Raw genomic sequence first — 12,847 nt, forward strand, 5'->3', positions numbered from 1 at the left:
GTTTGTTTTTTTATTAATTGTTTAATTTTCTATTATTCTAACAGTCCTCTTATTGTTTGTGCGAATTCAGATTCAACTATGCTTTTTGCTCCTAGTGTTTTTGAATGCGCATCTAGTTCTGTTACTACATTGTCAAAGCCCATTTGTCTTAAGGGTTCAACTAGTCGTGGCCCGTCTGTTACTGCTATTGTTTCTCCGGGTACATTGGTTACTTCTACTGCGTGTGGTACTCCTAGTATTATTGTCAGGTCTGGCTTTATGTTGTTTAGTATTTCTTCTGCTTTTATTCCTGTTACTGGGTATTCATCGAGTCCTCCTGTGATGTGGTCTGGTTTTTTGTAGATTGTGTTGTTTACTGTTTGTGCATGATGTTTTATGTATGGTAATCCTATGTTTTCATCAGTGTTTGCTATGATTATTGGCTGGTTTTCGGGTGAATGTTTTGTCCAGTTTATTGTCATTATGTCTGCGAATAGGTAGCTTGTCTCTTTTTTAGCATTCAGTACTATTGCAACCTTTTTTCCTTCTTTTATTGTGTTTATGACTTTTTTTGCTATTGTTACTTTGTTGTCTCCGTAGTCTGGTTGTATGTATGTTCCCTTTGCCATTCCTCGTGTTTTTTCTAGTTCTGTTGCTTTTTGCAGCATTTCTGATTGTCTGTCTACTTCTTCTTGGCTGATTATTCCTGCTGTATTTGCTGCTTTAAGTGCTTGAATTGCTCCTGCTGTGTTGTCTCCTGCTTCGTATCCTCCGTGTGTTTCTACTATGATTATGTTAGCATTTATGCCTGCTTCTTGGGCGTTGTTTTTCATGTTTTCGCCTATGATCATACTGGCACATGTTCCTACTATTCCTATTGTTTCTGGGTGGAATGTTTCTTCTACTTCTCTTATTGTTTCCACTAGTTTTTCTCCTGCTCCGAATATGAAGTCGTTTTCGTTCATTGCTGTTGTTATTACTCTTATTCCTTCATCTTCGAGTAGTCTTCCTGTTCTGAAGCAGCATCCTGCTGGTCCGTGCATTATTATTACATCTACTTCAAGGTCTCTTAGCGTGTATAGTGCTGCTGCTATTGGGCTTGGTCGTGGATGTATCATAACATTTCACCTTCTTTTAGTCTGTATTGTCCTACACTACTGTATTTTACGTTTTCATATTTTTCTGAGTCTAGTATTGGCAGTGCTGTTATTATTACTTTTTCTATTTTTTCTGGGTCGAGTTGTCTGTATTCTGGTGTGTCTGTCATTACTATTATACAATCTGCATTGTATGCTTCTTCTAGTGTTATTTTTTTGGCGTTGTGTTCTTCTATGATTTCTGCTGGTATTTTATCATCATGCACCCATACTTCCACGTCTCGGCTTACAAAGTCATCTATTAGTGTGAGTGATGCATTGTCTTTTTGTGTTTGTAATGTTTCATCCTCTGTTACTCCTAGTATTGCTACTGTTGTTTCGAACATTGCCAGGTGTTCTTTGAGGTATAGTTCTTTTTCTGCCATGTATGCCATGTGGTATGCTACGTAATTGTTTGTGTTTCGTGCTGTTTCTGATAGTTGTGATGGTTCTCCGTATTCGTTGGCTATTTTGTTTACTTCGTCTGCGTCTCTTGTTACTTCATTTTTTAGTATTGGTTTTGGGTAGAGTAGGTGTATGTCTTCTCCGGTGTTTGCCACGTCTATTGCTTCGATTAGGTCTATTGTTATTGCCTCTGATAGTATTGCCATTTGGTTGGATAGTGCTACTAGTGTGTCTTTGTATGCGTTTTGTAGTATTGGTATGAATTCTGCTGTTTGTATGTGTTTTACTGTTGTTATTTGTTCAGGTAATGTTTTGTATAGTTGTGTTGTTTTTTCTTGGCATTGTTCGTTTTTTCCGGCTATTATTCTCTGGTTGTTGTTGATTACTGTTGTGTATGCTAGTTTTATGTCTGGGATTAAACCGTATTCATCTATTATTTTGGACATTTTCAGAACGGTTCTTGGTGGTACTTTTGTGTCAAATATTAGCAGTACTTCATCTAGTACTGTGTCTTGTAGTTTGGTGCATGCTTCTTCTAGTTTTTTTGTATTGTATTCACCGTTTATTATGCAGTTTTGTGTGAAAATTACTGCATCGACCTGGGAGAATGTTGACATGTCGCTTGTCTTTTCTAGTGTTGTGTTTATTGTGGAGTTTTCATCGTATACTAGGATTTCTGAGTTTAGTTTTTCGTATTGTTCCAGGTTTGTTTCGTTATCTGGGTAAATTAATGTTTTCATGTTTAATTCACCTTATTTGTTTGCTATTATGCTTATGATGTCTGATTGTTTTAGTTCTTGTTCACTGGATATTCTCATGTTTCGTCTTGCATCGATTGCATGTGTGAATCCGTCGCCTATATCTGTGTGTATGCAGTATGCTAGGTCTCGTGGGTTGGATCCTTTTGGTACTAGAAGTGCGTCTGGGAGTATGTTTCCTTTCTGGTCGGAGTATTTGTGTTCATCCTCTACTGGGTATACTACTATGTTTTCTAGTGTTTCATATACTGCTTTGTTGATTGTTTCTTGTATTCCCGTGGATCCATACTTTTTAAGAACGTTCTCGTCTATGTATTGTAGTGCCATTTTCTGTTTATCTGATAGTTTAGTGTCATCTATTATTTCGAAGTGGTCTTCTCCTGACACGTATTTTATTAGTCCTGCTTTTTGTGCATTTACTAGTGCTAGTTCTGATTCTGCACTTGTTGGGATGACCTGATCATACTGTTCTTTTAGTCTTCGAATGTTTTCTTCGGCTTGTGGTGTATCTATTTTGTTGGCTACGATGATGATTGGCTTTGCTGATTCAAGTATTTTATCTATGAATTTAAGCATGTCTTCTTGTTCCCATTTATCGTATTCATCATTCATTATACGTTCTGCTTCGAGTACGTCATCTAATAGTACTCCTGCTCCGGTTAGTTGTTCAGAGATTACTTTTGCAAAGTTTAAGTGTTCGCTCATTACTTTTCTTATGAGTCTTGGCCAGTTTCTTTCGAGTATGGAGTACACCCACATTGTTACCTCGTGTTTTAAGAAGTTCACATCATCCAGGGGGTCATGTGTTCCTGCTTCACACGGATTTCCTTCAGCATCTGTTCCTCCTGAAGCGTCTATTATATGTATTAATGCTCTTGCTTGACTAAGGTCGTCAAGGAATTTGTTTCCTAAACCTTTTCCTTCATAAGCTCCAGGAACTAATCCTGCAACATCTATCAGTTCTACTGGAATATATCTTATTCCGTCTTCACATTTGCCTGTTCTTGGGTTGCATGTTAATTCTAATTCTTTACATGGACATTCAGCTGTCACGTATGCTATTGCAGCATTTGCATCTATTGTTGTGAATGGATAGTTTGCTACTTCTGCCTCGGATAGTGTTGCTGAATTAAAAAATGATGATTTTCCCACATTTGGTTTTCCAGTTACAGCGATTTGTAACATATCATTACTCCTATAAGTTGTTAAAATAATTAAAGAATATGTTAAAATAATTATTTTCGATAAATAAATTCATTAATATATTATTAATATATGTTTTTTTTAGATAATTAATTTAATCAAAAAAATAGAATAAGATGTGGAATTGTTAAAATAAATAAAAAATAGAATAGGTTAAATGATTACTACACACATGTAGCCAAAGTCCATATTCTTAGCTTCGCCAAGCGTTACTTGAACTATTTGTTCATCAGGATAACTTAATTTTTCACATATTGTTATTTCATGTTCTGGACTGTAACCATGATCTATAAGATATTCTGCGAGTTCACTTATGTGCCTATTTGGCAATACAATGTTTGGCCTTGTATTATCTAGTTTTTCCAGCAAATCCTCAGTTGGTGCTCTTCCACCATGTATTGTTAAAAGATTTGCAGTATCCCAAGGTATCTGTACTTTAGCAGCAGCTAACTGAACAGAACTAATACCCGGTATTACATTAACCTTTGTTTTTGGAGATAACTTTTGCATAGTTTTAAGCATTCCACTAAAACCAGGATCACCCGTTGATAATACAGATACTTTTAATCCATCATCAAGATAAGAAACTGCCATTTTAACAGTTTTTGGAATATCTCTTGGCTCTAATACAACCATTTTAGCATCAACATAATCAAATAAGTCAAGAGACCTTTGACTACCAACCAATACATCTGAATTTTCAATAGTTTCAATAGCACCCAATGTTAAATATTCACGGTCCCCAGGACCAATACCTACAATATTCATTTTATTCATAACAGAATCACCAACTTACTAATTTAGTTTTAAGTATTAATAATATATTTGAAGTAACAATGTAATATATTTTCTAAATATATATACCTAATTTTAAGAAGAAATAAGAATGGTTAAAAAAAAAATGAAAAAAAAGAATTAAATATTAAATCATTTGAAGGATTGCTGGAAGCATTCCATAGAGTATGAGAACTAATAGTATAGCTATTAATATGTAACTGAAAGTTCTTACAATGAATTGTACTTTTTCATCACTTATTTCATGATTATGTAAGAAGTCCAGTAAGTTGTTAAATCTTCTGCTTATCCAGCATCTGACACTTAATGGTAATGGCCTTGTCCACCAGTTAAGAGTATTGTTAAAATCTTTTCGTCTATCTTCTCTTATCCTGTAACCTACTATTTCTTCCAGTATTAAACCACCATCTAATGGTTTCATAGGTAGTAAGTTAAATGTTCCCACTGCAAAGTTTAACAGGAATACAAGATAGAACAGTTCCCTTAGTTGTGTTAGTATCCATGGGATAAATGTTCCATATTTACTATTTGCTTCCGGGGTTACTATTACATGCTCTTTTGATCTGACACCAATATAGGCTCTGCTGTTATTGTTAGGATTTTCTCTTGCAACTACATGATACGTTCCAGTATCTGTTGTGATTGTAACGTTTTCACCTATCTTGTTTTTGTCCATTATTTTCATGTAGCTTTTTGTATTAACTACTGATTGGTTATTAACCTGTTTTATTATCATCCCATTGGATAATACTCCTTCAGATGGACTTGCCGGCACTACACTTGTTATTTCCATACCATCTGTTGTGTAGAAGTCTCCCGCCGTTATAAGTCCGCCTACAAGTAGCATTAATACTATTCCTATTACTGCTAGTCCCATGTTAAACATTGGACCTGCAAAGTATACTCTTAGTTTACTTATTCCATTAACTTTTTTAAGTTCTTCCTCGTTCGGTTCTACGAATGCTCCAGGGATTATTAGAAACAAGAGTAATCCTACTGAGTCTATGGCTACGTTTTCTACTCTTGCCAGTACTCCATGTCCTCCTTCATGTATTATGAGTACTGTTGCTAATGCAAGCATTCCAGTACCGAATGGTATGTAAAGGGGAGATCCTGGAACATCTACTCCAGGCAGTATAAGTGATACTGTTGGCATTTCAAACATTAATTGTAATGACCAAACGAGTGATACCAGCATCAGAATCATTAGGAAGAACCCTACTGGTATTCCAATGTTCATATATGCTTTCCAGAATCTTGGAGCCTTTTTTGCTATTTTATCGATAATATCATGTAATCGTTCTGTTTTAAGCATTAACACTATTCCTTCAACGGTAATATTGTATTTGCCTTTAAGTAGGAATGCTAATACCCATATTATTATGAATCCTATTACATAATACCATAGTGCGTTCATTACTTTAACCTTCCAGAGGGTGGGCATTTATTTTTATGCCATTTGATTTTCTATTGTGGTTGTGTTTGCTTCTACTAACTTGTCTACTTCGATGTTAACTATTTCTTCAGATGAATTGTTTATGATGAAGTTTCCACTTGTAACTTCCCCAATAACGGAGAATGCTATGTTATCTTCTTTTAACACTTCTTCTATTGTGTTTATTTTATCCTGTTTTACTGTGATTATGAATCTGCTGTTTGATTCTGAGAATAGTTTTTCATCCTGTGTTAATTCCACATTTGATGGTATGTCTGATATGTTGACTGTTACTGATTTGTCTGATTTTATTGTCATTAATGCTAGTGCTGTTATTAATCCTCCCTTGGATATGTCATGTACTGCTGTTATTTCATCATTGTATTCGTTGATTAATTTTTGTATTTCCATGGATACTTCATAGTTTTCTTCTAATCTTATTTCTGGTGGGTATCCCTGTACTACGTCATGTATTTCTTTGTAGTATTGTGATCCGTCTAGTTCTGGGTAAGTGTTTCCTATGAGTATTACTGCATCTTTTTCTTCTTTGAGTGTCATTGTTTTTATGTGTTTGTTGTCAAGTACTCCTACAGTTCCTACAATTGGTGATGGATTTACTGTTACTCCTTCTGTTTCATTGTAGAAGCTTACGTTTCCGCTGATGAATGCTGTGTTGAATTTGTTTGCCACATCACTCATACCTGTTACTGCTTGTTTGAATTGCCAGAAGACTTCAGGTTTTTCTGGGTTTCCAAAGTTTAAGCAGTCTACTAATGCTATTGGTCTTGCTCCCATACTTATTGCATTATTTATAGATTCCAGTACGGCTGCTGCTGCTCCCTGGTATGGGTCTAGTAGTACGTGTGTACTGTTACAGTCTGTTCCTATTGTGAATGATGTGTCATTGTCTACTTTTATTACTGCTGCGTCGTCACCAGGTTTTACTACTGTTCTTAGTTGTACTTCGTGGTCGTATTGACTGTATACCCATTTTTTGCTTGTTATGTTTTCTGATGCGAGTAGTGTTAATAGTGCTTCTTCTGGGTTTGTTTCTGGTATTGTTACTTCTTTTATGATTTTTTCTGGTTCTTTTGCTTCTCTTTCTATTATTGGTGCATCTGTGAATAGTATGTTTGGTGCATGACAGATTTCTTTGTCTCCATCTTTTATGATGAATTCTCGTTTGTCTATTATTTCTCCTATTACTGCGTGTGATAGGTCGTGTTTTTCACATATTTGTGATGCTTTTTCCACGTCTTCAGGTGAGATTGCAAATACCATACGTTCTTGGGATTCTGATAGCATTATTTCGTATGGTGTCATGTTTTCTTCTCTTAGAGGGATTTTGTTCAGGTCTATTAGTGAACCGTTTCCTCCTTTGTCTGCCATTTCTGATAGGCAGCATGTTAGTCCTCCTCCTCCAAGGTCTTTTACTCCGTGTATGTCTAGTGTTTCTAGTAGTTCGTAGGTTGCTTCCATTACTCTTTTTTTGGTGAATGGGTCTGCTACTTGTACTGCTGGTCTGTCTTCTATTTCTGAGTTGCTTGTTAGTTCTTCGGATGCGAATGTTACTCCGTGTATTCCGTCACGGCCTGTTGTTCCTCCCATTAATAGGTAGACGTCTCCTACTATTGGTGCGCTTCCGTAGACTATTTCGTCTTTTTTTACTAGTCCTGCGCATACTACGTTTACCATTGGGTTGTATTGGAAGTTGTCGTCGAATTCTATTTCTCCTCCTACTGTTGGTACTCCGATTCTGTTTCCGTAGTCGGATATTCCTTTTACCACGTAGTCGAAGATGTATTTGGATCTTTGGTCGCTCATGTGTCCGAATCGTAGTGCGTCTAGGAGTACTACTGGTTTTGCTCCCATACTTATTATGTCTCTTACTATTCCACCTATTCCTGTTCCGGCTCCACCGTATGGTTCTACAGCGGATGGGTGGTTGTGGCTTTCCATTCCTATTGCTAGTGCGTATTCTTCGGTTAGGTTGACTATTCCTGCATCATCCCCTGGTCCTAGTATTACATCTGGTCCATCTGTGGGGAAGTTTTTTAGGATTGGTCTGCTGCTTTTGTAGGAGCAGTGTTCGGAGAACATTACATCCATCATGCCCAGTTCTAGTTCGTTAGGTTCTCGTCCTAGTACTTCTTTTATATATTTTAATTCATCATCAGTTAAAACCATAAACTCATACAACCTTTTACAATTTTTTTTTATTTTGTTTAAAATTTTTTTATTTATTCTTTTATGAATATTTTAAGTTGTTCTTCTTCTATTTTCCATTCTTTAGTGTATCCTTCTGATGAAGTGATATTTTCGAATTCTAGGTTTTCAGTACGTACTTCGTTGGATATGTAGTCCTGGTGTGGTAGTACTGCTTCTTTGAATTCTTTGCTGCATTCTACTATTACTTGTATGTTTGCTTCTACGTTTAGGTCGAGGTCTTTACGCATGTCTTGTATACGACGGATTAGTTCTCTTGCCATTGCTTCGGAGTAGATTTCTGGTGTTACTTCTGTGTCTACGTAGACGCTTCCGTTTTCAAAGTCACAGCTTACGAGGTTTTCTGGTACTTCTTTTTCGAATAGTATTTCTTCTTCGACTAGTGTTATGTCTTTGTCTTCGAAGTGGATTGTGTATTCTCCGTTTTGTGTGACTTCTTCCATTATTTTACTTGCGTCTGTGTCTTCTGCTTCGAAGTATTTTTTTACTCTTCCAAGGTCTCCTCTTAGTTTTGGTCCTAGTATTGCCATGTTTGGTTTTGCTATGATTATTGCATTTTCTAGTTCTGTTTCTATTGTTATTTTCTTGGAGTTTGCTTGTTCGAGGAGTACGTTTTCTAGTGAGTTTATTGCCTGTGTTACTTCATCTTTTTCTGTTACTACTGTTATGTTTTGTACTGGCCATCTTAGTTTGAATCTTGCCACGTCTCTTGCATGTGCACTTGCTTCGATTATGTCACGGATGTGGGTCATGTTTTCTTCTAGTGTTGTGTCGATTTCGTTTTCATCGTATTTCCAGTCTAGCATGTGTACGCTTTCTGGTGCTTCTGTTTCTACTCCTCTTATGAGGTTTTGATATATTTCTTCTGTTACGTGTGGTGCTATTGGTGCAAGTACTCTTATAAGATCTTTTAGTGTGTAGTATAGTGTGTAGTATGCTCCTAGTTTGTCTGGGTCGTCACTTTCTACCCATGTTCTTCCACGTATTAGTCTTACGTACCATCTGCTTAGGTCTTCTAGTACGAATTCTGTGATTTTTTCTGTTGCTCTGTTAAATAGTAGTGATTCTATGTCTTCTCCTACTGATTTTATGAGTGTGTTTATTCTTGATCTTATCCATAGGTCTTCTTGTCTGAATTTTAGGTCTTTTTTGTTGTGTTTTGTTGGGTCGAAGTTGTCTAGGCTCATGTATGTTGTGCTGAAGTAGTATACGTTCCATAGTATGTTGAATAGTTTTGATGAGTTCTGTACTTCGTCCCAGTTGAATTTTAGGTCGTCCCATGGCTTGTTTGCGTCTAGCAGGTAGAATCTTAGTGTGTCTGCTGAGTATTTTTCTATTACTTCTTCTGGGCTTACTACGTTTCCTATGGATTTACTCATTTTTTGTCCTTTGTCGTCGAGTGTGAATCCGTGCATTAATACTTTCTTGTATGGTGCTTTTCCGAATGCTGCTACTCCTAGTCCTAGTTGTGAGTAGAACCATCCTCTTGTTTGGTCGTGTCCTTCTGTTATGAAGTCGTATGGGAACCATTCTTCGAAGTTTTCTGATGGGTCTTGTGGGTAGTGTAGTGCTGCCCATCCTGCTACTCCTGAGTCTATCCATACGTCTAGTACGTCTGGTACTCTGTGCATGTCGTGTCCGCATTCGCATGGTATTGTTATGTTATCTACGTGTGGTCTGTGTACAAAGTCTCCTGTGAGTGTTTGGTCTCCGGATAGGTCTCGTAGTTCTTGTTTTGATCCGACTACTACTTTTTTGTCACATTCTGGACAGGTCCATATTGGTATTGGTATTCCCCAGTATCTTTGTCTGGATATTGTCCAGTCTCTTGCGTTGGATACCCAGTCTTTGAATCTGCTTTCTCCAGCCCATGATGGTACCCATTCTACTTGGTCTACTTGTTCTAGCATTTGGTCTTTGATTTCTGTTACTTTGATAAACCATTGTTTTGTTGCTATGTAGATGATTGGTGTTTTACATCTCCAGCATAATCCTACTCTGTGGTCTATTGTTCCTTCTTTTAGTAGTGCGTTGTGATGGTATAGGTCGTGTGTTATTTCAGGGTTTGCTTCTTTAACGCCTTTGTCTGCATATTTTCCTGCTTCACTGGTGTAGCAACCGTTTTCTCCTACTGGACAGAATACTTCTATGCCATTTTTTACTCCTACTTCGTAGTCTTCTGGTCCGTGTCCTGGTGCTGTGTGTACACATCCTGTACCATCTTCTAGTGTTACGTGTTCTCCGAGTATTATTTTGTGTGGGAATTGTGCTTGTAATGGTACTTCTTCTCTTAGTGGATGGTAGTATTCTGTGTCTTTTAATGATTCTCCGGTGACTGTTTTAAGTGTTTCGTATTCGTTTTCTTCGAATAGTGAGTTGATTAGTCCTGTTGCCATGAGGAGTACTTCTTGGTCTCCGTCTTTGTTTGTTATTTTGATGTAAGAGTATTCGAATTCTGGGTGTACGCTTACTGCCATGTTTGCTGGTATGGTCCATGGTGTGGTTGTCCATATTAGCACGTAGCTTGGTGCGTCGAATTCTTGGTTTACTAGTTTGAATTTTACGTATATTGATGGGTCTTGTTTTTCGTCGTATTCTATTTCTGCGTTTGCTAGTGCGGTTTCACATTGTGGGCACCATGTGATTACTCTTTTGTCTTGTACTAGTAAGTTTCTTTCGTCTGCTTTTTTTAGTGTCCACCAGCATGATTCCATGTAACTGTTGTCGTAGGTTACGTATGGGTCTTCCCAGTCCATCCATATTCCCATGCTTTTGAACTGTTCGGTCATGTCTTCTTTGTTTTTTATTGCGAATTCTTTACATTTTTCTACGAAGTTGTCTATTCCGTATTTTTCTTCGATTTCTTGTTTGCTTTGTATTTCTAGTATTTGTTCTACTTTGTGTTCTATTGGTAATCCGTGTGTGTCCCATCCTGCTTGTCTTCTTAGACTGTATCCGGACATGCTTTTGTATCTTAGGAATGAGTCTTTTATGGTTTTGTTCCATGCTGTTCCTAGGTGTATTCTTCCACTGCAGTATGGTGGTCCGTCTAGGAATGAGTATTTTGGTTTGTTTTCTCTTTGTTTGCTTGTTTTGTTGTATATGTTCTGTTCTTGCCAGAATCTTTGTATTTTATTTTCTAATGCTTTATTATATCCCTGTTCTACCTCATTTATTGGCATACAGTATCTCCTTTTAATTTATTTTTGTATGGGTTTTTTTATCATATTGAGTTTATGGTATTTTTTTTGATGAATTAAACCCCTTTTTTGTTATAATTGTTTCATAATGGTAGATTATGTAACATTATATTAATTTATATTTTTGTCATTACTTACAGTAATATTTACCTATGTTATGGGTGTTGTCAAAATGTGTGGTGAAGTTACCTTTTCCATCATAAAATTGCGTTTCGAGAATCCCATCTTTTAAGCTTCAAATTTAGTCTAGATAAAAATCCACGTAATGTTTTAAATTTATTTTTTAAAGATTTAGGTGCTAAATCACCAAAAATACGTTCAATCCAATTACTAGTACGTTCAATAAAACTATCTTCAAGAAACATAGTTAAATAACGAGAATAAGGACGAATCTTTTTATCAATAATCTCATTAATAACATCCGGAAACTCTTCACGCCTACCAGAGAGATTATCCAATATATCTAAAACTTCAAATCTATTGTTTGATTCATAAATTTGATAAATTTCTTCTAAATATTTTTTATATTCCTTATGAGTCTTTTTTGAGATATTGTTCTCTTTTACATGATTATATAAGTATTTGTTGATGTTTTGTTTGGTGTGGAATTCACAAAATTGGTGTTTGAATCCTAAATCTTGTATTGGTTTTCGATAAGCAATATGTAAGTCAGTTGTAATTGCTTTACGGGGTTGATTAAGAGTAGCATTTCGTAAGAAATTATAAACTTCCGTACTATTTTCTTCTTCAACTATTTTATAATCCACCAATGTTCTATGATGTACATCAAATAATGCAAAGAAATAAACATAATTATCACTAATTTCATCTATTTTAACCCATAAACTATCAAACACATAATATCCAGAATAAGTTTCCAAATTAGACTCATATTTAATAATATAATCGACTATAATGTCCTGTACTTCCTGATAAGATACGCATACATTATGTATTCTTTTCATGATCTCCTGTATTCTGCGAACGGGAGTACCACAAATAGCATAATAATTCTGTATTATCTTCATAATACGCTTGGAAACACTGAATTTTCTATCAACTACACTGCTAATATCTGCAGAAAAACCTTTACCACAATTACGACATTCATAACGTTTAATACGAGCATCAACATTACCAAAAACATTTAAAACAAGCTTTTTAGGATAATAACCATCTTCAACAACATGTTTAGAACCACAATGAGGACAATAACTCCTAAATTGAGTAAAAACAACACCATCTTTAGTTTCAAAAACTTTCAAATTATCCGCAATCCGAGATAGCTTAGATTTCACATAATCCTCAGCACAGGAAACTGGAAGATCATCATCAAAATAATTATCCAAATAATCTACAATCAAATCTTTACAATCAACAGATAATAAATTTACACATTCATCATCAGTATTATCTTTTCTAATAACATCAACCAATGGTTCACTAAAAAAACCGTCAAGTTTAAGTTGATGACCAACATAATTAATAATAGGAGAGTTATTTTGTACTTTCATAATATAATATCTCTCCTTTTTACTATAAAAACTTTATTATCGCTTATTTTTTAAAACACGCCCCAAGGGGCGAATAAAACTAGTAAAAATTAACATTTAAAAAGAATTAAAAAAGTATTACTTTTTTGCTAAAAAGTAACTGAAAATTCATCACCACACATTCTGACTACATCATGTTATGGTAGTGGAGTGTTGT

General features: G+C 35.7%; 8 protein-coding genes. All 8 read right to left on the reverse strand.

Going from position 1 to position 12,847, the window contains the following annotated elements; genetic code table 11:
• Window positions 1-32 precede the first annotated feature (32 nt).
• The 8 genes from cfbD to PXD04_RS22105 all read right to left on the reverse strand — a co-directional run bounded on the left by cfbD (window position 33) and on the right by PXD04_RS22105 (window position 12,651).
• On the reverse strand, window positions 33-1,094 hold the full coding sequence (gene cfbD, locus PXD04_RS22070) for a Ni-sirohydrochlorin a,c-diamide reductive cyclase catalytic subunit (protein ID WP_323737407.1): 1,062 nt from the start codon (window positions 1,092-1,094) through the stop codon (window positions 33-35).
• The gene (locus PXD04_RS22075; RefSeq protein WP_323736955.1) at window positions 1,094-2,260 is read right to left on the reverse strand and encodes a UDP binding domain-containing protein; all 1,167 of its coding nucleotides are present in this window, start codon (window positions 2,258-2,260) and stop codon (window positions 1,094-1,096) included. The genes cfbD and PXD04_RS22075 overlap by 1 nt, the downstream gene beginning before the upstream one ends.
• Before the next feature lie 12 nt (window positions 2,261-2,272).
• On the reverse strand, window positions 2,273-3,463 hold the full coding sequence (locus tag PXD04_RS22080) for a redox-regulated ATPase YchF (protein WP_323736956.1): 1,191 nt from the start codon (window positions 3,461-3,463) through the stop codon (window positions 2,273-2,275).
• A 171-nt stretch (window positions 3,464-3,634) separates the two neighbouring features.
• On the reverse strand, window positions 3,635-4,258 hold the full coding sequence (locus PXD04_RS22085; protein ID WP_323736957.1) for a cobalt-precorrin-7 (C(5))-methyltransferase: 624 nt from the start codon (window positions 4,256-4,258) through the stop codon (window positions 3,635-3,637).
• Between the two features lie 145 nt (window positions 4,259-4,403).
• A complete protein-coding gene (locus tag PXD04_RS22090; protein WP_323736958.1) occupies window positions 4,404-5,693 on the reverse strand; it encodes a site-2 protease family protein in 1,290 nt (429 codons plus the stop codon).
• A 33-nt stretch (window positions 5,694-5,726) separates the two neighbouring features.
• Entirely contained in the window at window positions 5,727-7,898 is a 2,172-nt protein-coding gene (gene purL, locus PXD04_RS22095; RefSeq protein ID WP_323736959.1) for a phosphoribosylformylglycinamidine synthase subunit PurL, read from the reverse strand.
• Between the two features lie 53 nt (window positions 7,899-7,951).
• Window positions 7,952-11,119 carry an isoleucine--tRNA ligase gene (ileS, locus tag PXD04_RS22100; RefSeq protein ID WP_323736960.1) on the reverse strand — a complete coding sequence of 1,056 codons (3,168 nt, stop codon included), beginning with the start codon at window positions 11,117-11,119 and terminating at the stop codon, window positions 7,952-7,954.
• Window positions 11,120-11,334: 215 nt separating this feature from the next.
• Window positions 11,335-12,651, reverse strand: coding sequence for a hypothetical protein (locus PXD04_RS22105; RefSeq protein ID WP_323736961.1), 1,317 nt, complete (start codon window positions 12,649-12,651; stop codon window positions 11,335-11,337).
• Window positions 12,652-12,847 lie beyond the last annotated feature (196 nt).

The organism is Methanosphaera sp. ISO3-F5 (assembly GCF_034480035.2).
Classification (GTDB): domain Archaea; phylum Methanobacteriota; class Methanobacteria; order Methanobacteriales; family Methanobacteriaceae; genus Methanosphaera.

Bases quoted from the DNA above. Each gene is read 5' to 3' on its own strand.
- PXD04_RS22080 (WP_323736956.1), bottom strand. From the start codon at position 3,463: ATGTTACAAATCGCTGTAACTGGAAAACCAAATGTGGGAAAATCATCA.
- PXD04_RS22090 (WP_323736958.1), bottom strand. From the start codon at position 5,693: ATGAACGCACTATGGTATTATGTAATAGGATTCATAATAATATGGGTA.
- purL (WP_323736959.1), bottom strand. From the start codon at position 7,898: ATGGTTTTAACTGATGATGAATTAAAATATATAAAAGAAGTACTAGGA.
- ileS (WP_323736960.1), bottom strand. From the start codon at position 11,119: ATGCCAATAAATGAGGTAGAACAGGGATATAATAAAGCATTAGAAAAT.
- PXD04_RS22085 (WP_323736957.1), bottom strand. From the start codon at position 4,258: ATGAATAAAATGAATATTGTAGGTATTGGTCCTGGGGACCGTGAATAT.
- PXD04_RS22075 (WP_323736955.1), bottom strand. From the start codon at position 2,260: ATGAAAACATTAATTTACCCAGATAACGAAACAAACCTGGAACAATAC.
- PXD04_RS22105 (WP_323736961.1), bottom strand. From the start codon at position 12,651: ATGAAAGTACAAAATAACTCTCCTATTATTAATTATGTTGGTCATCAA.